The organism is Curtobacterium sp. VKM Ac-2865 (genome assembly GCF_015350905.1).
Lineage (GTDB): Bacteria > Actinomycetota > Actinomycetes > Actinomycetales > Microbacteriaceae > Curtobacterium.
Genome location: NZ_JADKRZ010000001.1, coordinates 690,762 through 711,181, shown reverse-complemented (window position 1 = coordinate 711,181; position 20,420 = coordinate 690,762). Strand labels below are relative to the sequence as shown.

At 71.9% G+C, this 20,420-nt stretch carries 18 protein-coding genes; 6 read left to right on the top strand and 12 right to left on the bottom strand.

What is annotated here, in order from left to right; translation table 11 throughout:
• The first annotated feature begins 80 nt into the window (after nt 1–80).
• On the top strand, nt 81–2,015 hold the full coding sequence (gene dxs / locus ITJ54_RS03415; protein WP_194625878.1) for a 1-deoxy-D-xylulose-5-phosphate synthase: 1,935 nt from the start codon (nt 81–83) through the stop codon (nt 2,013–2,015).
• A gap of 122 nt (nt 2,016–2,137) precedes the next feature.
• On the opposite strand, the gene ITJ54_RS03410 is transcribed toward dxs, so the two are convergent.
• From ITJ54_RS03410 to ITJ54_RS03395, 4 genes are all read right to left on the bottom strand, one after another.
• Nucleotides 2,138–4,276 (bottom strand): 3-hydroxyacyl-CoA dehydrogenase NAD-binding domain-containing protein, encoded by a 2,139-nt coding sequence (locus ITJ54_RS03410; RefSeq protein WP_194625877.1) that lies wholly within the window; start codon nt 4,274–4,276, stop codon nt 2,138–2,140.
• A 2-nt stretch (nt 4,277–4,278) separates the two neighbouring features.
• Nucleotides 4,279–5,490: a thiolase family protein gene (locus ITJ54_RS03405; RefSeq protein WP_071276467.1), complete on the bottom strand. Its 1,212-nt coding sequence runs from the start codon at nt 5,488–5,490 to the stop codon at nt 4,279–4,281.
• Nucleotides 5,491–5,622: 132 nt separating this feature from the next.
• Nucleotides 5,623–6,804 carry an HRDC domain-containing protein gene (locus ITJ54_RS03400; protein WP_194626215.1) on the bottom strand — a complete coding sequence of 394 codons (1,182 nt, stop codon included), beginning with the start codon at nt 6,802–6,804 and terminating at the stop codon, nt 5,623–5,625.
• A gap of 301 nt (nt 6,805–7,105) precedes the next feature.
• The gene (locus tag ITJ54_RS03395; protein ID WP_194625876.1) at nt 7,106–7,702 is read right to left on the bottom strand and encodes a DUF3000 domain-containing protein; all 597 of its coding nucleotides are present in this window, start codon (nt 7,700–7,702) and stop codon (nt 7,106–7,108) included.
• Nucleotides 7,703–7,725: 23 nt separating this feature from the next.
• Here ITJ54_RS03395 and ITJ54_RS03390 point away from each other — a divergent pair, with 23 nt between their 5' ends.
• The gene (locus tag ITJ54_RS03390; protein WP_194625875.1) at nt 7,726–8,949 is read left to right on the top strand and encodes an alpha/beta hydrolase family protein; all 1,224 of its coding nucleotides are present in this window, start codon (nt 7,726–7,728) and stop codon (nt 8,947–8,949) included.
• Nucleotides 8,950–9,021: 72 nt separating this feature from the next.
• Here ITJ54_RS03390 and ITJ54_RS03385 read toward each other — a convergent pair whose 3' ends face one another.
• Nucleotides 9,022–9,474 (bottom strand): SufE family protein, encoded by a 453-nt coding sequence (locus tag ITJ54_RS03385; RefSeq protein ID WP_194625874.1) that lies wholly within the window; start codon nt 9,472–9,474, stop codon nt 9,022–9,024.
• The gene (locus ITJ54_RS03380) at nt 9,471–10,385 is read right to left on the bottom strand and encodes a sulfurtransferase (protein WP_194625873.1); all 915 of its coding nucleotides are present in this window, start codon (nt 10,383–10,385) and stop codon (nt 9,471–9,473) included. Before ITJ54_RS03380 ends, ITJ54_RS03385 begins: the two co-directional genes overlap by 4 nt.
• A gap of 130 nt (nt 10,386–10,515) precedes the next feature.
• Between ITJ54_RS03380 and zapE the strand changes: the two genes are divergently transcribed.
• Nucleotides 10,516–11,523, top strand: a complete 1,008-nt coding sequence (gene zapE, locus ITJ54_RS03375) for a cell division protein ZapE (protein ID WP_267237971.1) — start codon at nt 10,516–10,518, stop codon at nt 11,521–11,523.
• A 230-nt stretch (nt 11,524–11,753) separates the two neighbouring features.
• Nucleotides 11,754–13,028 (top strand): ammonium transporter, encoded by a 1,275-nt coding sequence (locus tag ITJ54_RS03370; protein ID WP_194625872.1) that lies wholly within the window; start codon nt 11,754–11,756, stop codon nt 13,026–13,028.
• A gap of 330 nt (nt 13,029–13,358) precedes the next feature.
• Here ITJ54_RS03370 and ITJ54_RS03365 read toward each other — a convergent pair whose 3' ends face one another.
• The gene (locus tag ITJ54_RS03365; protein WP_194625871.1) at nt 13,359–14,330 is read right to left on the bottom strand and encodes an aldo/keto reductase; all 972 of its coding nucleotides are present in this window, start codon (nt 14,328–14,330) and stop codon (nt 13,359–13,361) included.
• Nucleotides 14,331–14,406: 76 nt separating this feature from the next.
• Here ITJ54_RS03365 and ITJ54_RS03360 point away from each other — a divergent pair, with 76 nt between their 5' ends.
• Nucleotides 14,407–14,799, top strand: a complete 393-nt coding sequence (locus tag ITJ54_RS03360) for a ChaB family protein (protein ID WP_194625870.1) — start codon at nt 14,407–14,409, stop codon at nt 14,797–14,799.
• Between the two features lie 80 nt (nt 14,800–14,879).
• Here the strand turns inward: ITJ54_RS03360 and ITJ54_RS03355 are convergent, their stop codons facing one another.
• Nucleotides 14,880–15,767 carry a hypothetical protein gene (locus ITJ54_RS03355; protein WP_194625869.1) on the bottom strand — a complete coding sequence of 296 codons (888 nt, stop codon included), beginning with the start codon at nt 15,765–15,767 and terminating at the stop codon, nt 14,880–14,882.
• 38 nt (nt 15,768–15,805) lie between these two features.
• On the opposite strand from ITJ54_RS03355, the gene ITJ54_RS03350 reads away from it, so the two are divergent.
• Nucleotides 15,806–16,438 (top strand): hypothetical protein, encoded by a 633-nt coding sequence (locus ITJ54_RS03350; protein ID WP_194625868.1) that lies wholly within the window; start codon nt 15,806–15,808, stop codon nt 16,436–16,438.
• Between the two features lie 31 nt (nt 16,439–16,469).
• Here ITJ54_RS03350 and ITJ54_RS03345 read toward each other — a convergent pair whose 3' ends face one another.
• The 4 genes from ITJ54_RS03345 to flgK all read right to left on the bottom strand — a co-directional run bounded on the left by ITJ54_RS03345 (nt 16,470) and on the right by flgK (nt 20,418).
• Nucleotides 16,470–17,399 carry a hypothetical protein gene (locus ITJ54_RS03345; RefSeq protein ID WP_194625867.1) on the bottom strand — a complete coding sequence of 310 codons (930 nt, stop codon included), beginning with the start codon at nt 17,397–17,399 and terminating at the stop codon, nt 16,470–16,472.
• Nucleotides 17,400–17,714: 315 nt separating this feature from the next.
• Entirely contained in the window at nt 17,715–18,116 is a 402-nt protein-coding gene (gene fliW / locus ITJ54_RS03340) for a flagellar assembly protein FliW (RefSeq protein WP_194625866.1), read from the bottom strand.
• Nucleotides 18,113–19,000 carry a flagellar hook-associated protein FlgL gene (gene flgL / locus ITJ54_RS03335; protein WP_267237970.1) on the bottom strand — a complete coding sequence of 296 codons (888 nt, stop codon included), beginning with the start codon at nt 18,998–19,000 and terminating at the stop codon, nt 18,113–18,115. The genes fliW and flgL overlap by 4 nt, the downstream gene beginning before the upstream one ends.
• Complete coding sequence (flgK, locus tag ITJ54_RS03330) at nt 18,997–20,418, bottom strand: flagellar hook-associated protein FlgK (RefSeq protein WP_194625864.1); 1,422 nt, start codon at nt 20,416–20,418, stop codon at nt 18,997–18,999. Before flgK ends, flgL begins: the two co-directional genes overlap by 4 nt.
• Nucleotides 20,419–20,420: the final 2 nt, after the last annotated feature.

Below are 20,420 nucleotides of genomic sequence, written 5' to 3'. Positions count from 1 at the left end.
TACCAGCTGGCACCGCGCCTCCCGTCCGTTGTCGGTCACCGCGAATAGAGTGGGCCGACAGCCCCACGAAAGGAGCGCCCGTGAGTCTGCTCGCCAGCATCACGTCGCCGCGCGACCTGAAGCGTCTCTCCGACGCCCAGATGACCGAACTGTCGGCCGAGATCCGCAAGTTCCTCGTGGCCGAGGTCGCCAAGACCGGCGGCCACCTCGGACCGAACCTCGGGGTCGTCGAACTGACGCTCGCGATGCACCGCGTCTTCGACTCGCCGCACGACCCGTTCGTGTTCGACACCGGGCACCAGTCCTACGTGCACAAGATCGTGACGGGGCGGCAGGACTTCTCGCACCTCCGGGAGCGTGGCGGCATCGCCGGCTACCCGCAGCGGAGCGAGTCGGAGCACGACATCGTGGAGTCCTCGCACGCCTCCTCGTCGCTGTCCTGGGCGGATGGGATCTCCCGTGCCTTCCGGCAGACCGGCCAGTCCGACCGCACCGTCGTGGCCGTCGTCGGGGACGGCGCGCTCACGGGCGGCATGACGTGGGAGGCGCTCAACAACATCTCCGACGACAACGACCGCCGGCTCGTGATCGTCGTCAACGACAACGGGCGCTCGTACGCCCCGACGATCGGTGGCATGGCCCGCTTCCTCAACTCCGTGCGCACGCGCCGTGAGTACCGGGAGCTCTACGAGAAGAGCCAGGCGGCGGCTGCCCGCTTCGGCGCTCCGGGGCGTGCCGTGTACCGAGGGCTGCGCGGGGGCCTGCACGGGTTCCTGTCGCGCGTCACGAACAACGAGTCGCTGTACTCGAACCTCGACATCAAGTACATCGGGCCGGTCAACGGGCACGACCAGCAGGCGATGGAGGCCGCGCTCCGACAGGCCAAGGAGTACGGCGCGCCCGTGATCGTGCACGCCATCACGGAGAAGGGCCACGGCTTCGAGCCCGCCCTGCGTGACCAGGCCGACCAGTTCCACGCCGTCGGGCACATCGACCCGGAGACGGGCGAGTCGCTCGACACCGCGTCGGGTCCGTCGTGGACGTCGGTGTTCGCGGCCGAGCTCGCCGCGGTCGGCGCCGCTGACCCGCGGGTCGTCGCCATCACGGCCGCCATGCTCCGCCCGACCGGCCTGCACCTGTTCCAGGAGCAGCACCCCGAGCGCGTGTACGACGTCGGCATCGCCGAGCAGCACGCCGTCACCTCCGCCGCCGGCCTGGCGTACGGGGGACTGCACCCCGTGGTCGCCCTCTACGCCACGTTCCTCAACCGGGCATTCGACCAGGTCCTGATGGACGTCGCCCTGCACCGCGCCGGCGTGACGTTCGTGCTCGACCGCGCCGGGGTCACCGGGCCCGACGGCCCGTCGCACCACGGCGTGTGGGACCTCGCGCTGCTGCAGGTCGTCCCCGGGATCCGCATCGCCGCCCCGCGTGACGCGGCCACGCTGCGCGAGGAGTTCCGCGAGGCCATCGCCATCGACGACGCCCCGACCGTGCTGCGCTGGTCGAAGGGCCAGGTCGGGCCGGACATCCCCGCGCTGTCCCGGACCTCGGACGGGGTGGACGTGCTGCACGCGTCGGACGCGTCGGAGGACGTCCTGTTCGTGGCCGTCGGCTCGATGGTGCCGGTCGCGCTCGAAGCCGCCGGACTGCTCGAGGCCCAGGGCATCGGCGTCACCGTCGTGGACCCGCGGTGGGTCGTGCCGATCCCCGCCTCGCTCATCGACATGTCCCGCGCGCACCGCCTGGTCATCACGATCGAGGACGGCGTCCGTGTCGGCGGTGTGGGCACGCGGCTGCGGCAGGACCTCCGCGCCGCCGGTGTCGACACCGGGGTGAACGAGCTCGGGTTGCCGGACGAGTTCATCGACCACGCCACCCGGTCGCAGGTCCTGGCGGACGCCGGACTCACGGCGCAGGCGATCGCCCGCGACGTCATCGACCAGGTCGTCGGCACGAAGGTGCCCCAGGCGAAGCCGGCCCGGTCGCGGGAGTCAGCGGCGTCGGACCGCTAGGGCTGGTTGCGGGCGCCGTCGGAGTCGCGCTGATCGCGCCCCCGTACGGACATCGCGCCCCTTGGTGACGGGGCGCGATGTTCGTTGCGGGGCGCGATGCGGCGGAGAACCCGTCGCCGCGACTAGCGGGACGCGGGGCCGACGATGCGCGGGTCGTGGAACGTGCCGCCGAAGACGCGCTCGGACGCTCCACTCCGGTCGAGGTACGGGCTGATGCCGCCGGCCTGGAACGGGTAGCCCGCGCCGAGGATGAGCCCGAGGTCGATCTCCTCGATGTGCTGGACGACACCGTCCTCGAGCATGCGGTGCACCTCGTCGGCCAGGGCGTCCTCGAAGCGCTGCTGCATCGTCGAGGCGTCGACCGGGGCGGCGTCCTTCTTCGACGGCGCGACGAGCTTGACGGCAGCGGGGTCGTACCCGGTCACCGCGCCCTTCTTGTCGCGGGTCAGGATCGCGCCGTGCTCGGCGATCCGCTTGAGGCCGTCGCCCGGGTAGAAGCGCTCCGGCCACGCGGCGTGGTGCGAGTCGAGCACGTGGGCGCCGACCGGCAGGCCGACGAGCTCGAGCAGCTCGAACGGGGACATCGGCAGGCCCAGGGGAGCGGCGCCCTCTGCCACGGTCTCGAACGAGGTGCCCTCCTCGACGCCGCGCATCGCCTCGCCGAGCACCCGGGCGAGGACCCGGTTGACGACGAAGCCGGGCTGGTCGGCCGTGACGATCGCGGTCTTCTTCAGGGTCTTCGCGACCGCGAGCGCCGTGGCGAGGGCCTCGTCGGAGGTCTTCGACGCCCGGACGACCTCGAGCAGCGGCATCACGGCCACCGGGTTGAAGAAGTGGAAGCCCACCAGGCGCTCCGGGTGCTGCAGCACGGACGCCATCTCGTCGACGGACAGCGACGACGTGTTCGTGGCGAGGATCGCGTCGGGGGCGATGACCTGCTCGATCTTCCGGAACACGTCCTGCTTGACGCTGAGCTCCTCGAACACGGCCTCGATCACCCAGTCGGCGTCCGCGAAGGCGTCGTAGGACACCGAACCGCTGACGAGCGCCCGGACGCGGTTGGCGTCGTCGGGCGACAGCCGTCCCTTGCCGAGCATCTCGTCGATCGACGCCCCGATGCGGGCGACGCCGGCGTCCACGCGTGACTGGTCGACGTCGGTGATGACCACCGGCACGCCGAGTCGTCGGGCGAACAGCAGCGCGAACTGCGACGCCATCAGCCCCGCGCCGAGGACACCGACCTTCGTGATCTTCTTCGCCTCGACGCCCTCTGGGGCACCGACCGGACGCTTGGCCCGCTTCTGCACGAGGTCGAACGCGTACATCGACGCGGCGAACTGGTCGCCGGAGAGCAGGTCGGCGAGGGCGTCGTCCTCGCCGGCGAACCGCTCGTCGAGCGACCCGGACTTCGCGGCCGCGACCAGGTCGAGCGCACGGAACGGGGACTTCGGCACCGAGCCGATCTTCGACGTGACCTGCGAGCGCGCGACCTTCACGACCGTGCCCCAGGCGGCCTTCTCGAGCATGCCCGGCTCGTTCTTCCGGACGACCTTGGTGCGACCGGACACGACACCGTCGGCCCACGCCACCGCAGACGGCAGGAACGTCACCGAGGGGATGAGGGCGTCGCCGATGCCGAGGTCGACCGCTGCCGGACCGTCCATCAGGCGGTTGTTCTTGAGCGGGTTCTCGACGATGACGCGGAGCGCCTTCTCGGGGCCGATCAGGCGGGGGAGCAGCGTCGCGCCGCCCCAGCCGGGGATGATGCCGAGGAAGACCTCGGGCAGCCCGATGCCCTGCGCCGCCGAGGAGAACACGCGGTACGTGCAGTGCAGCGCGACCTCGAGGCCACCGCCGAGCGCGATGCCGTTCACGAACGCGAACGAGGGCACGCCCAGGTCGGAGAACTTGCGGAGGGTGGCGTGGCCGAGGGCTGCCAGGTCGTGGGCGACCTCGCGCGAGGGCACCGACGACGCCTGGGACAGGTCGGCCCCGGCGGCGAAGCAGTACTCCTTGCCCGTCACGGCGACGGCCTGGACGTCCCCAGCGGCCGCCGAGGCGCGCAGGGTGTCGAGCACGTCGGAGAGCTCGCGCAGGGTGCGCGGACCGAGCGTCGAGGGACGCTTGTAGTCCTTGCCGTTGTCGAGCGTGATGAGCGCGAGCGTGCCGCCGGAGGGCAGCGCGACGTGCTTGACGTACGAGTGGGTGACGACCTCGTCCGCACTCAGGGCGGTCAGCTGGTCGTTCTCGGCGATGGTCATGGTCAGGCCGCCTTCCGTGCCGCGGACTTGCTGAACGAGGGGTTCTCCCAGATGACGGTCCCGCCCTGGCCGAGCCCGATGCACATCGTGGTGATGCCGTACTTGACGTCGGGACGCTCGGCGAACTGCGCCGCGAGCTGGTTCATCAGGCGGACGCCGCTCGACGCCAGCGGGTGCCCGACGGCGATCGCGCCGCCCCAGGCGTTGACGTTCGGGGAGTCCTGCGCGATGCCGTAGTTGTCGAGGAAGGCGAGCACCTGCACGGCGAAGGCCTCGTTGATCTCGAACAGGCCGATGTCGTCGATCGACAGACCGGCCTTCGACAGCGCCTTGTCGGTGGCGGGGACCGGGCCGACGCCCATCACCTCGGGCTCGACGCCGGCGAAGGCGAACGAGACCATGCGCATCTTCGTCGGCAGGCCGTGCTCCGCTGCACCGGCGGACGAGGCGAGCAGGCTCATCGTCGCGCCGTCGTTCAGGCCGGCGGCGTTGCCGGCGGTGACCCGTCCGTGGGGCCGGAACGGCGTCTTCAACGCGGCCAGGGCCTCCAGGGTGGTGCCGGGGCGCGGCGGCTCGTCGGCCGACACGATGTCCCAGCCCGCTCCGGTGTTGACCTCGACCGGGACGACGTCCGGCTGCAGCTTGCCGGCGCCCCAGGCGGCGGCGTAGCGCTGCTGGGACTGCACGGCGAAGGCGTCGGTGCGGTCCTTCGTGATGGCGGGGAAGCGGTCGTGCAGGCGCTCGGCCGTTGCACCCATGACGAGGGCGTCACTCGAGACCATGCGCTCCGCGACGAAGCGCGGGTTCGGGTCGGCGTTGAAGCCCATCGGGTGGCGTCCCATGTGCTCGACCCCACCGGCGATCGCGATGTCGGCCGCGCCGAACGCGATGGCGCCCGCGAGGGTCGTGACGCTCGTCATGGCACCGGCGCACATGCGGTCGATGGCGTAGCCGGGGACGGACTTCGGCAGACCGGCGAGCATGCCCACCGTGCGGCCGAGGGTCAGGCCCTGGTCGCCCTGCTGCGTCGTCGCGGCGACGGCGACGTCGTCCACGGCGGCTCCGTCGAGGGAGCTGTTCCGGTCGAGCAGGCCGCGCATCGCGTGCACGGCGAGGTCGTCGGCGCGGGTCCGCCAGAACACCCCCTTCTCCCCGGCGCGTCCGAACGGTGTCCGAACGCCGTCGACGAACACGACGTCTGATGCCTTTGCCAAGCTGGCCTCCACAGATCCACATCGATCGAGTCGGGACTTTCGCGTGCGTCCCGACCCTGGCCGGGGCAGACCCCGGCGACGACCCGACGCTATGCCCCGCGGCTGAGGGGCCGCATGTCGGTTGGTCGGTTCCTACGACGAGGCGGGAGTCGCCCCGCCGTCGTCCTGTCCTGCTGCCACAAACGCCTCGGCGATGCGGGCTGCGGTCTCCTCGACCTGCCAGTCGCGCGCGTCGAGGGCCGCGAGGGCCGCTCCGACACCGGCGGGCGAGACGTCCGCGGGCGGTTCCCACGCCACCGTCCGGAGGGTGTCCGGGGTGAGGAGGTTCTCGAGCGGGATGTCGAGCTCCTCGGCCCGCGCTGCGACGGCGGCCCGTGCGGCCTTGTAGCGGCGGTCGGCCTCGGGGTTGCGGTCGGCCCACGCGCGGGGCGGCGGCAGGGTCGGCTCACCACGGCCGCGGAGCTTCGGCAGGTCCTCGGTCGTGCGTCCGGCCTCGACGGCGGCCCACCAGCGGTCGAGCTCGGAGCGGCTCGCCCGGCCTGTGAAGGCCTTGACCGCCGACAGGTCCTTGCGGGTCTCCGGTGCGGCTGCGGCGGCGGCGACGATGGCCGCGTCCGGGATCGTGCGGCCCGGGGCGATGTCGGTCTCCTGGGCGAAGGCGTCGCGTGCCTCCCACAGCGACCGGGCGATGGCGAGGGCGCGCTGCCCACGGAGCGCGTGCATGCCGGACAGGCGGCGCCAGGGCTCGGCCTTCGGCGGCTTCGGGGCGCGGTTCAGCACGGCGTGGAACTCCTGCTGCGCGATCTGCGTCTTGCCGGCCTCGTCGAGCGTCGCGGCGAGGGCGTCGCGGAGGTCGGGGAGCAGCTCGACGTCGAGCGACGCGTACACGAGCCACGACTGCGGCAGCGGACGGGTCGACCAGTCGGCGGCCGAGTGGGCCTTCGCGAGCGTGATCCCGAGCAGCTGCTCGACGACGGCGCCGAGGCCGACCCGGGGGAAGCCGGCGATGCGCGCGCCGAGCTCGGTGTCGAAGATGCGCGTCGGCACGAGACCGACCTCGCGCAGGCACGGGAGGTCCTGCGACGCGGCGTGGAAGAGCCACTCCTCGTCGACGATCGCGTCCTGCAGCTCGCGGAAGTCCCCGATGGTGATGGGGTCGAACAGGAAGGCGCCGGCACCGCGGCGGAACACCTGGATGAGGTAGGCGCGCTGCGAGTACCGGTAGCCGCTGGCGCGTTCGGCGTCGACCGCGACCGGGCCGTGTCCGGCGGCGATGCGCTCGACGGCGGCGAGGTAGTCCTCGCGCGACTCGATGACCTTGACCGCGTCGTGGGTCGCTTCGAAGGACGGGACGACGGCGGCGGCCGGGGCGGGGCCCGCGGTGGCCGGGGCGGCGGCGGCATCGGCGGCAGGGGCGTCGACGGGCGGCGCACCGGCGCTCGTCGCACCGGCGCCCGGCGCGGCGACGGGTGCCGGCGCGGCGGCAGGTGCCGTTGCGTCGGCGGGTGCCGTTGCGGCGGCAGGCTCCGGCGTCACGGACGTGGCCGAGCTGTCCGCCAGCACCGACTCCGGCACGGCGAACGGGTCGATCGGGACGCGGCGGGGAGCAACGGGGTCAGTCACGGGCGAGCCTCCTGGGGCCGAGGAGCGTCACGCCGTCCGACGACGGCGGGAGTCCTGCGAGCATGGCGACGATCTCCTCCCAGGCCTCGACGTGCGCGACGAGGTCGGTGCCGCGCGGCGTCCACGAGGCCCGGAGCTCGAGCTGCGCGCCGTCGCCCTGGGCCGCGAGGTCGCCGTAGCCGCGGGAGATGATCTTGGTTGCGGTGCCCGACGCGTGGTCGTACTCGGCCCCGTTCGCCGCGAGGGCGTCCACGAGCCAGCTCCACGTCACGTCGGCGACGAACTCGTCGACGCCGATCTCCGGCTCGAGGGGTGCCTGCGCGAACGTCACGATGCGGAACGCGCCCGCCCACCCGGCTGGTTCTTCGGGGTCGTACAGGGCGATGAACCGTCCGGTGCCGAGGTCGGAGTCGACCCCGTGCTCCACGCCTGAGACGTCCGCAGCCAGCGCGATCGAGAAGGGTGCGAGGCGGGACGGCGACGGGATCTCGGTCACCGTGGTCTCGCTGCGGGTCCCACCCGTCGACACGAACGCGCGGAGGCCGGCGAAGGCCTCCGGTTCGGCCGTGGGCTCATGGGTGTCGGACACGAATGCAGACTAGGCTCCGGACCATGTCCCGTTCCGCGCGACCCGCCGTGGAGCCAGCGCCGGGTGCCGCGCGCTCCGCCGGACTCATCGCCCTCGGGACCGGTCTCGCCGCCGCTGCGGTGGGCACTGCCGTCGTCGGGGGTTTCGTCGCCGCGATCGCCCGGATGGTCGTCACGCCGGACCGCAAGCGCACCGAGCGGGTCCCGATCATCGAGGTCGACCGCATCCACGGCACCGTGACCCTCGAGCGCACGCCGGACACCGAGCTGCAGGGCCGCTACAGCCTGTGGTTCGGCGGTGGCACCGGCCACATGCGGGTCGGCGACGTGGTCGCGATGACGCCGACCACCGTCACCCGACGCATCATCGCGATCGACGCCGGCGACCCGACCGACGCCCGCCGCGGTCGGTGGGGCGGCTGGTTCTACCTGACCCCCGGCGAGCTCGACGTCCCGGTCGAGGACGTCGACGTCCCGACGCCGAACGGTCCCGCGCCCGCGTGGGTCGTCCGCGCCGACGACCCCGCCGCGCCCTGGGCCGTCCTGGTGCACGGCCGTGGCGTCACCCGCGCCGAGACCATCCGCGCCGTGCCGGTCTTCCGCGCCGCCGGCTACTCGGTGCTCCTCGTCTCGTGGCGCAACGACGGCGTCGCCCCGAAGAGCGTCGACGGGCGCTACGGCCTCGGCTCCACCGAGTGGGAGGACGTCGACTCCGCCCTCCGCTGGGTCGCCGCCCACGGTGCGACGAGCGTCGTGCTGATGGGCTGGTCGATGGGCGGCGCGGTCGTCCTGCAGACCCTCGTGCGGTCGCCGCTGGCGCACCTGGTCGACGGCGTCGTGCTCGAGTCGGCCGTCGTCGACTGGCACGCGGTGCTCAAGTCCCAGAGCCGCGCGATGCGCCTGCCGCGGGTGGTCCGGAAGGTCGCGCAGCGGGTGCTCCGCACGCCGGTGCTGCACCGCCTGGCCGGGCTCGCGCAGCCGGTCGACCTCCGCGAGCTCGACATGGTCGCGCGCGCCGACGAGCTCACCGTGCCGATCCTGCTGCTGCACAGCGACGACGACGGCTTCGTGCCGTCCTCGGCGTCGCACGCGCTGGCCGAGGCCCGCCCGGACCTGGTCCGGCTCGAGGTCGCGCACGACGCCCGGCACACCAAGCTCTGGAACCACGACGCCGACTGGTTCGACGCCCGCATCCTCGCGTGGCTGACCGAGGTGGTCCAGCGGGACGGTGCGGCCAGCGCGCGGTAGACGCGACCGCAGGACGGACGGGAGGCGCGGCGCCAGCTGGCACCGCGCCTCCAGTCCGTCAACGGGTCGGGTCTACGCGACTGCCGCGCGGACCTGCCGCTGGACGCGTCCGAGCATGCCGACCATCCCGCGGATGCGCAGGGGGCTGACCGCCTCGGACAGCCCGATGGTCAGCGGGTAGTCCGCCGGCACGGCGAGCACCTGGTCGACGGTCAGGCCGGACAGGCCCTGCGCCAGGATCGACGCGAAGCCGCGCGTGGTCGGCGACTCACGCGGGGCGGTGGCGTGCATGCGGACCATGTCGGGGGCGTCGCCGTCCTCACCGACGGTGACCAGGATGAACACGGGGGACTGGCACTCCTCGACGCGCTCGAGTTCGTCCTCGTGGCCCTGCAGGCGCTCCGGCAGCGCGGGCAGCTCGTTCGAGAACTCGAGGAGCAGCTGCAGCCGGTCGGCCTGGGTCAGCGCGAGGAAGTCGTCGCGGGTCTCGGCGAGGACGGCGGGGAGCTCGGTGGTGTCGCTCATCGGGTCGGCAGTGCTCCCGGCTCGGTGCCCTGCACGATCGGGACGCGGACGGCGCTGCCCCACTCGGTCCAGGAGCCGTCGTAGTTGCGGACGTTCTCGTACCCGAGCAGGTGCTGCAGGACGAACCAGGTGTGGCTCGAGCGCTCCCCGATGCGGCAGTACGCGATGACCTGGTCGGCGTCACCGATGCCGGCGCCCTCGCGGTACACGGCGTCGAGCTCGGCCCGGGACTTGAAGGTGCCGTCCGGTGCCGCCGCGGTGGCCCAGGGGATGTTCACGGCAGTGGGGATGTGGCCGCCGCGCAGGGCGCCTTCTTCCGGGTAGTCCGGCGCGGTGGTGCGGTCGCCGCTGTACTCCGGGGCGCTCCGGACGTCGATGAGGGGCTCGCCGAGGTGCGCGAGGACGTCCTCCTTGAACGCGCGGACCGGGGCGTCGTCGCGCTCGACGACGGGGTACTCGGAAGGGGTGACGGCGGAGCGGTCGGTCGTGACGGGGCGGTCCTCGGCGATCCACTTCGCGCGCCCGCCGTCGAGCAGGCGGACGTCCTGGTGGCCGAAGAGCGTGAAGACCCAGAGGGCGTAGGCGGCCCACCAGTTGTTCTTGTCGCCGTAGATGACGACGGTGGTGTCGCGGCTGATCCCCTTGGCGCCGACGAGCCGGGCGAAGGCCTCGCCGTCGATGTAGTCGCGCTGCACCGGGTCGTTGAGGTCCGTGTGCCAGTCGATCTTCACGGAACCGGGCACGTGGCCGGTCTCGTAGAGCAGGACGTCCTCGTCGGACTCCACCACCACGAGGTCCGCGGTGCCGACGGCTCCGGCGTCGAGCTGGTCCTGCAGCCACGCGGTCGAGACCAGCCGCTCGGGGTGGGCGTAGTCGCGGAACGTGTCGGACGGGTCGACCGGTGCGGTCATCGGGAGGCCTCCTTGTGCGTGGTGGCGCCGGACTAGGATCGGTGCTCGGCGTCGGGAGCAACGGTACGCGGACGTACTGTCACCCCGGTGCAACGTGACCTCGCACGACTCCCTTCCCGGAAGGCCCTCCTTGCCACAGCACCTCGTCGACCGTGACCCGCAGGTGTCGCCGCAGCAGATGGCCGCTGCGCTGGTGCCCCCGCCCCAGTTCACGGACGCGTCGTTCGACTCCTACCGGCCGGACGCGGACTACCCGTCCCAGGCCGACGTCCGCGACGCCGTCGCCGCGTTCGTCGCCACCCGCCCGGAGCCGGCGAAGCGCGGGCTGTTCGGGCGCCGTCGAGCCGCTCCGGAGACGCCGACGACGTCCGGGGTCTACCTCGACGGTGGGTTCGGTGTCGGCAAGACCCACCTGCTGGCCGCGGCCTACCACGCAGAGCCCGGCCGGAAGACGTTCGGCACGTTCATCGAGTACACCGCACTCGTCGGCGCGCTCGGCTTCCAGGGGACGGTGGACCTGCTGCGCGGCACGTCGCTGGTGTGCATCGACGAGTTCGAGCTCGACGACCCGGGCGACACCATGGTGATGACGCGGCTGATCCGGGAGCTCAGCGACACCGGCACCCGCTTCGCCGCCACGTCGAACACACCACCAGGAGCCCTCGGCGAGGGGCGCTTCGCCGCGCAGGACTTCCTCCGCGAGATCCAGGCGATGTCCGACCGGTTCGACACCATGCGCATCGACGGCCTCGACTTCCGTCGACGGGCCGTGGACGAGTCGGCTCGCGTCGTGTCCGACGTGGCCGCCGAACTGCCGGGAGGCCCCGCTCGCGTCACACAGGACGACTTCCGGTCCGTCGTGGCCCACCTGGCATCGGTGCACCCCTCGAAGTACGTCGCGTTGGTCGACGGGCTCGACGCCGTCGGGCTGACCGACGTGTCCGAGTTCCGCGACCAGACGGACGCGCTGCGCTGGGTGGCGCTCGTCGACCGGCTGTACGACGGCCAGGTGCGGATCGTCGCGTCGGGCACAGCGCTGGACCAGGTGTACCCCGAGTCGATGCTCGAGGGCGGGTACCGCAAGAAGTACCTGCGCGCCGCGAGCCGCGTCGTCGCGCTGACCCGCGCTCTGGACTGAGCCGCGCTCTGGGCTGGACCGCCTGGGCGCCGGCGGCTGCGTGGCGGGGTCCGGGGGAGCCTCCAGGCCGATCCGGTGCCGTTCCCTGCCTGCCGGTAACACGACGTTTACACGGCAGCGCATCGCGTTACACCCGCGAAACACGCTGCGTTCCCCTGTGAAACACCACCTCGCCAGACTCTGTCCTACCCGAGGCGGACTCGATCCGTACCGCGACCGAGAGGCGAGACATGCTTGATCAGGGCAACACGACGTTCGTGTTGGTGATGGCGGCGCTGGTGTTGTTCATGACACCAGGCCTGGCGTTCTTCTACGGCGGACTGGTGAAGGCCAAGTCCGTCATCAGCATGATGATGATGTCGTTCGGAGCGATCGCGCTCGTGAGCGTCCTCTGGGTGCTCTACGGCTACGCGATCGCGTTCGCCAACACCGGCGACCACACAGCGATCTCCGGCGTCGTCGGGTTCTTCAGCATCGACTGGAACCAGCTCGGCCTCGGCCAGGCGTTCGAGGAGGCCACGGCCTCGAAGATCGACGCCGCGTACCCCTCGATGGCCTTCGTCGGCTTCCAGGCCACGTTCGCGATCATCACGGTCGCGCTCATCTCCGGTGCGATCGCCGACCGTGCCAAGTTCGGCGCGTGGATGATCTTCGCCGGTGTCTGGGTCACGGTCGTCTACTTCCCGGTCGCCTCGTGGGTGTTCAACCTCACCTCCGGCTGGGCTGCCACGTGGGGCGTCATCGACTTCGCCGGTGGTACCGCGGTGCACATCAACGCCGGTGCAGCGGGTCTCGCCCTGGCGATCGTCCTCGGCAAGCGCGTCGGGTTCGCCAAGGGCGCGCACAAGCCGCACAACCCGCCCTTCGTCCTGCTCGGTGCCGCGATCCTGTGGTTCGGCTGGTTCGGCTTCAACGCCGGGTCCGAGGGCGCTGCTGACGGCATCGCGTCCATCGCCTGGGTGAACACGCTCGCCGCCCCGGCCGCCGCGATCCTCGGCTGGCTGCTCATCGAGAAGCTCCGGGACGGCAAGGCCACGTCCGTCGGTGCCGCCTCGGGTGCCGTCACCGGCCTCGTCGCGATCACCCCGGCCTGCGCTGCGCTCACCCCGGGTTGGGGCATCGTGCTCGGCTTCCTCGCCGGCATCGTCTGCTGCTTCGCGATCGACTGGAAGTACCGCCTCGGCTTCGACGACTCGCTCGACGTGGTCGGCGTGCACCTGGTCGGCGGCATCTTCGGCACGCTGTTCCTCGGCTTCTTCGCCAACGACACCGGCCTGATCTACTCCGGCTCGTTCGAGCAGCTCGGCAAGCAGGCCGCAGCCGCCGGCGCCGTCGGTGCGTACTCGTTCGTGCTGGCCTTCATCATCGGGTTCATCATCGAGAAGACCATCGGCTTCCGTGTGAAGACCGAGGACGAGGTCGCCGGCATCGACACCGCGGTCCACGGCGAAGAGGGCTACGTCCTCTACGACCAGGAGGACAGCACCCCGGTCTCCGTCCGGTAGCTCCCGGCCTCTGTCCGGCCCGACGGCCCCTGCGCTCCGGCGTGGGGGCCGTCGGCGTGTGGTGCGCGGTGTGTTGGTGGCGAGGGTGCGCTGTTCGTGGCGCGGTGCGCGTGGCGTTGCGCGCGGTTGTCGTTGGGCCTGGTGCGAGGTTGACCACTCCGTGCCGAGACACGAGCTCGCACCGGGTGTGGAAGCGGGCACGGGCTGGGCGGGCCCGCACGGTGCTGCGGCCCGCGGTACCGATCGCCAGGGGCGGGCGCCAGGGTGAGCACATGACGGAGGCCCGGTGCGCGTCGGACGCGCACCGGGCCTCCAGGCTGTTGGCTCAGGTCACCAGGCGAAGTCCTCCGGCGACGTCTTGTGGCCGGGGAAGAGCTCGTCGAGGCGCGCGAGCGCCGCGTCGTCGAGGCGGATGTCCGTCGCACGGACGGCCGACTCCCACTGCTCCATCGTGCGCGGCCCCGTGATCGGCGCGGTGACGCCGGGCTGGTGGAGGAGCCAGGCCAGCGCGAGCTCGCCCGGGGTGTGGCCGAGCTCCTTCGCGAAGCCCTCGTACGCGGTCAGCTGGTCGCGGTGGCCCTCGACGTACTCGGCGCTGCGGCCGCTGAGTCGACGCGAGCCCTGCTCGGTCTTCTCGATGATGCCGCCGAGCAGGCCGCCCTGCAGCGGGGACCACGGGATCAGGCCGAGGCCGTAGTGGCGGGCGGCGGGCAGGACCTCGCGCTCGACGTCCCGGACCACCAGGTTGTAGATCGACTGCTCGCTGACGAGGCCGAGGAAGTTGCGGTGCTTCGCGGCCTCTTGCGCCTGGGCGATGTGCCACCCGGCGAAGTTCGAGGAGCCGACGTAGAGCACCTTGCCCTGGGCGACGGCGAGCTCCATGGCCTGCCAGATCTCGTCCCACGGGGTGTCCCGGTCGACGTGGTGCATCTGGAACAGGTCGATGTGGTCGGTCTGCAGGCGACGGAGGCTGGCGTCCAGCGACTGCCGGATGTTGTACGCCGACAGCTTGCCGCCGTTCGGCCACTGGATCATCTCGCCGTAGACCTTGGTGGCCAGCACGGTCTTCTCGCGGCGCCCACCGCCCTTGGCGAACCAGCGGCCGATGATCTCCTCGGTGGCGCCCTTGCCCACCGAGCCGCCGTAGCCGTTGGCGGTGTCGAAGAAGTTCACGCCGAGCTCGTGGGCCCGGTCCATGATCGCGTGCGAGTCGTCCTCGCTGGTCTCCGGTCCGAAGTTCATGGTGCCGAGCACTGCTCGTGACACCGACAACCCTGTCCGTCCGAGGTGTGTGTAGTCCATGGGTCTGGTCTACCCGCTGCTCTCCGCGGGCTGCCAGGCCCTGCGAGTACCGGTGATGGTGAGGGGAGGAGGACACATGCCAGCGAAGGACGAGATCCCGAGCACCCTGCAGCGGTCGCCGGAGCACGCGCAGGAGGTCTACGCGAAGACGCTCGACTCGGCGAACGAGACGTACGGCGAGGGGGAGCGGGCGCACCGCACCGCCTTTGCGGCCGTCAAGCACGAGTACGAGAAGGTCGGCGACCACTGGGAGGAGAAGGAGTCCTCGGGGCCGTCGGACTCCGGCGCTGCGGGCACGCGCGGCTCGGGCACGACCGAGGACGGCGTCGACGCCAACGCGTCGAAGGCGCACCTGATGGACGTCGCGAAGCGGCTCGAGATCAGTGGTCGGTCCTCGATGACGAAGGACGAGCTGGTCGAGGCGATCAAGAAGGCGAACGCGCGGGCGACCGCGAAGGCGCGGCGCTGAGCGGTCTGGAGCCGATCCGCTGACGGACAGGAGGCGCGTGGCGGCATCGCCACGGGCCTCCTGTCCGTCTGCGGGTGGAGTCAGAGCGCCGTGTCGGACCGCCGCTGCTGGTCGCCGGTGTCGTCGGCGTCGTCCTGCTTGCCCTTGCGGCGCCAGGGCAGTCCACGGCCGAGCTGCTTCGGGGCCTTCTGGTCGAGGATCATCGGGAACTGCGTCGGCGGGAGGCCGAAGCCCTCGCGCGAGGCCTGGATCACCTTGCGTCCGAGTGCGTGGTTGCCGATCCCGCCCACCGCCGCCCCGATGCCGAAGGGCAGCGCACGCCCGAGCATCGACGTGCCCTGACGTGCCACGAAGCGCTTGATGAACGAGTCGCGGATCTGCTTGCCGATCCCGCTGACGGCCTGCTTGGGCAGCGACGACGCCACCATCTCGCCCCAGAACGCCGTCCGGACCTGGCCGCCGGCCGCCTGGCCCGCGAGCTGCTTGATGAGCTGGGTGCCGGGCGCGCCGAGGATCATCGCCATGACCAGTGTGCGCGAGCGCTCCGGGTCGTCGAGGGCGATGCCGTGCACCTCGGTCACGGACTGGGCGAACAGTGCCGTTGTCTCGAGGAAGCCGATCGTCTCCGCCCCGCTGAGGCCGAAGCTCGCCACCATGCCGATGCCGGGCACCACCGCACTCGCACCCACGGCAGCGCCGCCGGTCGTCACTGCGGCGAGGTACTGCCGCTCGAGGATCTGGATGATCTCGGCGGGCGAGGCGTTCGGGTGACGCCGCCGCACAGCGTTGACGTGCGCGAGGACGACGGGGCGCTGGACGTCGATCACACGGTCGAGCATCTTGGCCCAGCCCTTGGTGGTGGTGGTGGGGACGTCGGGCTTGGGGGTGGTCTGGTCGATCGGCGCGGAGGGCAGGGGGATGATCGCCTGGTCCCGCTGGTCCGACCGGTTGTTCTGCTTCGGGGCCATGCCGCAACGGTACGCCGAGCATGTGGGAGGGTCGCTGGATGGCTGCAGAACACGCGCTCGACGTCGTCCGGCGGGCTGCCGGGTACCGGACTGTCGGTGAGGTGGCGGCGCTGGCCCCTCGGGTGGCGGTGTTGGACCCGGGGTCGACGCTGGTGTCCGGAGCAATAGCACTCGGCGACGACGTGGTGCTGTACCCCGGCGTGGTGTTGTCTGCGCGGGGTACGGGGTCGATCACGATCGCGCCGGGGGCGGTGCTCGGCCCGGGGTCGGTGAGTGTGATCGCCGACGACGGCGAGGTCTCGATCGGGGCCAGAGCCTTGCTGGGCCCAGGCGGCGTCACGATCGTTGCTCGTCGGGGCGCTGACGTCGAGGTCGGCGAGGCAGTCCGCCTGCAGGGCGGGGTCTTCGTCGAGGGGCCGGCGTCACTCGGTGCCGGGTCGCAGGTCCTCGGCACCGTCGCGGTGCGGGACGTGGTTCTCGGAGACGGCGGGGACCACTCCGCGCCGGACCCGGACGACCGCGGCGGTGTCATCAAGGGGACGGGACGTGTGCACGGTGTCCGTGTGGGTGTCGGCGAGGTCATCGGCGTCGGTGCGGGTGCCCGCCCCGGGACGACGAGGCTCGAGGTGGACCGGCAGAGAGCACACCACCCGGTCGAACCAACGAGCTGAGTGGCTGCCTGCTCACGTGCACTCTGGGACGTCATCGGCACGGGACGCCCACCCGGACGAGCGTTGCCCGCACGATCTCGAGGTCCATCAGGTCGGACCAGCTGAACCGGACGACGAACCGCACCTCGGGGAACGAGCGCAGGAAGTCCTCCCGACGTTTCTCCTGCCAGTGGGCATCAGCGGTCGATCTGCCGCCGAGCATCGCCGGGTCCTCGTACTTGGCCCGTCCGTCGACCTCGACCACGACGCCCTGGTCCGGGAACCAGAAGTCCACGCTGGCTCGTCGCTCGCCGACGCGCGCGAACTCGTGCTGCTGCACCGGGTCGGGCGCTCCCAGCTGGCGGAAGCGCACACGTGCGATGGACTCCGCTGGCGATCCCGACAGCGTCGAACCCATCGCCAGGGCAGCCTGTGCCCGCGTGTGCCCCTTCGGCTCGACGGCCGCCAGCTCCCGTGTCAGGTCGTCGACTGAGGCGAGCCCGTGCCTGAGCGCGTGGTCGATGGCGGGCACGGATCGAAGGGCCGGCTGCGTTGCGGCAACGTCGACGATCGTCCGGGGGAGTGGGGCGACGGGGATGCCGTTCACCAGACCCGGCTCTGAGAACGGGTGCTGGGAGACCCCGTGCCGGACGAACCACGCCGTGACCGTCGTGTGCGTCGTCGTGGCGTCGAGGAGGTGGACCTTGGGTGGCCACGGGCCGACGTGCGGGAGTCCGAGGAGGCTGCTCGCGGACAACCAGCCCACCGCCGCCCCGACCGGGATGCGTGGTACCGACGCTCGGATGAGCAGGACGTGGCGGTCGGCAGGGCGGAGGCTGTTGATCGACCCAGCACGGACGAGGACCCCGGGGCGAACCCGTTCGAGCGTGCCCCGCCGAGCGGCACGTTCCGCTGCTCGCCGCTCCGCGCTGCCGAGTGTCCCGGTCCGCATGAGTTCTATGTCGAAGGCCGCTGATCCCATGGACCGATGGTCACGGAAGTCATGCGAACCGATCGGCAGCGTCGGGTGATCTGTGGAGGAGTCGGTCGCAGCGCGCAGGTGTGGAGGACTCGTTCGTCTGCAACGACCGACATCGCATCAGTCGTTCGACTCGTGCGGTGTCGATTGATGCGCACGAGGACGTTGCGTCCGCATCATTCGACGTGACACAGCGTGATCGACTTCTGCGGAGTCGACGTATGCGTCTGCAAGTTCCGACCGGCGGGGGTGGCGGACGGGCGAGGGCAGCGGCAGGGGAGGCAGCGGCGGGGCGGCCGGGCGGGCGCCGCCCCCGCGCTACGCCCGCACGAGCTCGGCGCGCAGCGGCAGGTCCTGGCCGTCGAGGATGAACTGGGCGCCGACACCCGTGCGGGCGTTGACCACCACGGGCGCGAGCAGGTTCACGGTCATGCCGGCATCGGAGCCGGACCCGGCGTTCGCCACCACGAGCAGCATCGCGTCCGCGGCCGAGTCCAGCCCGATGGAGGCGGCCTGAACGTCCGACAGCTCCGGCGCGTACGACGGCAGGTGCACCGCGGCGTCGAGCAGGAACAGCCTCGGGTCCTCGACCCCGGTGTCCGTGGAGCCCGAGCCGACCAGCGCGAACAGGCCGTCGGTGTGCTCGATCGGGGAGAGCACGAAGGCGGAGAGCGGCTCGAGGCCGAACGGGGCGACGGTGAAGGTGAGGGCGATGTTCATCGGAGGTAGTCCATCAGGGTCGGCTGCAGCACCTTCGCGGTGACCGCGAGCGCTGCCTGGTAGTTGGTCTGCTGGAGCTGGAGGTCGAGGACGGCCTTCGCGAGGTCCTTGTCCTCGACCGACGACCGGCGGGCCTCGAGGTCCACCGAGGAGGACTTCAACGAGGACTGCGCGGTGAGCGCGGACGCGTGCCGCACACCGACGTCCGCCTGCACGCCGCGCACGGTCGTCAGGTGCGCGTCGAGCTCGTTCAGCCGGGGGTTCACGTTCACGCCGTTCTGCAGGTCGGTCACGATGGAGTCGATCGCAGCGAACACCGAGGTGCTGCCGGTGCCGAACACGGCCTGGCCGGAGGTGTCGACGCGCACCGAGGAGCCGTCCCCGATGCGACGGTCCACGGTCGCCGTGGACGACGCCCACCCGGTGGCCGGGTCGAACGCGGTCGCCGCGGTGGTGGAGCCGGCGAACACGGAGCGGGAGCCGTACTTCGTGTTGGCGGACGCGGCGAGGTCGGCGGACAGGGCGCGGAGCTGCGTCACGACGGCGTCCCGGTCGGTGTCGCTCATGCTGCCGGTGTTGGCGGCCTGGACCGTCAGGTCCCGGGCCTTGGCCAGCACGGAGTACACGTCGCCGAGGGCGCTGTCGGTCGTGGCGAGCCAGCCGGCGGCGTCGTCCGCGTTGCGGGTGAACTGCGCGTTCGCGGCCTGCTCCTTGCGGACCTGCATCGCGGACGCGGTGCCGACGGGGTCGTCGGAGGGCTTGCCGATGTTCTTCAGCGTGGTGGCCTGCTCGGTCAGCTGCGCGAGCTTCGCGGCTCCGGCCTGCAGCCGGTTGGTGGCTGCCGCCATGGACATCTGGGTGGTCACACGGGCGATCACGGTCATCCCCTCCCGACGAGGCCGACGCGGTTGATGAGGGTGTCGAGCATCTCGTCGACGGCGGTCAGGACGCGCGCCGCGCCCTGGTACGCGTGCTGGTAGCTCAGCAGGTTGACGTTCTCCTCGTCGAGGTCGACGCCCGCGCTGGACTGCTGCTGGGTCCTGGCGCTGGTGAGCGCGAGGCCGGAGAGCGTGGACTCGGACGTCGCCGACCGGGAGGCCGTGCCCACGCCCGCCACGAAGGCGGACCAGGTGCGGTCGGGAGCGTCCAGGGCAGCGCCCAGCTGCCCGATGGCGTCCGCGACGGAGCCGTCGTGGTCGCCGGCGGCGTTCCGGGTCGCGAGGCCGCTCGCGTCGGTGGGCAGGACCGTCAGGCCCTGCGCTGCGGGGCCCCCGGCAGCGAACGCGAAGAAGTCGGTCCCGGTGGCGCCGGCCGCGGTCGTGCCGGTGCGGTGCACAGCGTTCACCTGCGTCGCGATCGCGGTGGCGGTGGCGTCGTAGGCGGCGGAGGCCTGCGCGAGCGCGCCGCCCGTCCCGCCCTGGTTCGCCGGGGCGAGCAGGGAGAGGTTGCCGGCGATGGAGCCGCCGCCGAGCCCGACGGCCGAGCCGGAACCGGAGGTCCAGGTCAGGGTGAGTGGCGCGCCGTCGCTGAGTCGGGTGCCGCCGCCCAGGGCGATCGACCGGGCATCGCTGCCCTGCACGAGCGGGTTCCCGCCGATGAGCACGTCGACCGTGCCGTCGGCGTTGGTCCGGGTGGTGCCGCCCGCGAGCGATGCGACCTGCTCGGTGAGCTGGTCGCGCTGGTCGAGCAGCTCGTTGGCGCTGCCGCCGCCGGCGAGGGTGGCGCGGATGCGGCCGTTCAGGTCGGCGATCTGCTTCGCCGCGTCGTTGAGCTGCTGGACCTGGCCGACGACCGTTCCGCGGACGCTCGTCCACTGGGCGTCGACGGCCTTCGAGCCACTGGCGAGCGCGGCGACGACGGTGCCGGCCGCGCCGAGGAGAGCGGTCCCGGCGCCGGGGTCCTCGGTGTGCGACGCGAGGTCGCTCCACGACGACCAGAACGCGTCGAGCTTCGCGGACAGTCCGTCGGTGCCGGGCTCGTGCAGCCCCGTCTCGAGCTGATCGAGGGCGGTGGCCCGGGTGGTGGCGTACGCGGAGGAACCCGCGGCTGCACGGACACCCGCGTCGAGGGTCATCGAGCCGAGCCGGGCGATCCCGTCGATGGAGACGCCCTGGCCGGCGAGGGCCGCGGTGCCGCGCATGAAGCCCGTCTGCGCCGTGGGGACCGACGACTGCGTGACGCGCTGCCGCGTGTAGCCCGCGGTGTTCGCGTTGGCGATGTTCTGCCCGGTGACGTCGATGCCGGCACGGGCGGCGCTCAGGCCGGAGTACGCGGTCGCGAGGGACCCGAAGGTGCTCACCATGG

Coding starts and splice junctions, on each gene's coding strand:
- ITJ54_RS03410 (WP_194625877.1), bottom strand. CDS start 4,276: ATGACCATCGCCGAGAACGACCAGCTGACCGCCCTGAGTGCGGACGAG.
- ITJ54_RS03390 (WP_194625875.1), top strand. CDS start 7,726: ATGTCCCGTTCCGCGCGACCCGCCGTGGAGCCAGCGCCGGGTGCCGCG.
- ITJ54_RS03385 (WP_194625874.1), bottom strand. CDS start 9,474: ATGAGCGACACCACCGAGCTCCCCGCCGTCCTCGCCGAGACCCGCGAC.
- ITJ54_RS03380 (WP_194625873.1), bottom strand. CDS start 10,385: ATGACCGCACCGGTCGACCCGTCCGACACGTTCCGCGACTACGCCCAC.
- ITJ54_RS03370 (WP_194625872.1), top strand. CDS start 11,754: ATGCTTGATCAGGGCAACACGACGTTCGTGTTGGTGATGGCGGCGCTG.
- ITJ54_RS03365 (WP_194625871.1), bottom strand. CDS start 14,330: ATGGACTACACACACCTCGGACGGACAGGGTTGTCGGTGTCACGAGCA.
- ITJ54_RS03360 (WP_194625870.1), top strand. CDS start 14,407: ATGCCAGCGAAGGACGAGATCCCGAGCACCCTGCAGCGGTCGCCGGAG.
- ITJ54_RS03355 (WP_194625869.1), bottom strand. CDS start 15,767: ATGGCCCCGAAGCAGAACAACCGGTCGGACCAGCGGGACCAGGCGATC.
- ITJ54_RS03350 (WP_194625868.1), top strand. CDS start 15,806: ATGGCTGCAGAACACGCGCTCGACGTCGTCCGGCGGGCTGCCGGGTAC.
- ITJ54_RS03345 (WP_194625867.1), bottom strand. CDS start 17,399: ATGGGATCAGCGGCCTTCGACATAGAACTCATGCGGACCGGGACACTC.
- fliW (WP_194625866.1), bottom strand. CDS start 18,116: ATGAACATCGCCCTCACCTTCACCGTCGCCCCGTTCGGCCTCGAGCCG.
- flgL (WP_267237970.1), bottom strand. CDS start 19,000: ATGACCGTGATCGCCCGTGTGACCACCCAGATGTCCATGGCGGCAGCC.
- flgK (WP_194625864.1), bottom strand. CDS start 20,418: ATGGTGAGCACCTTCGGGTCCCTCGCGACCGCGTACTCCGGCCTGAGC.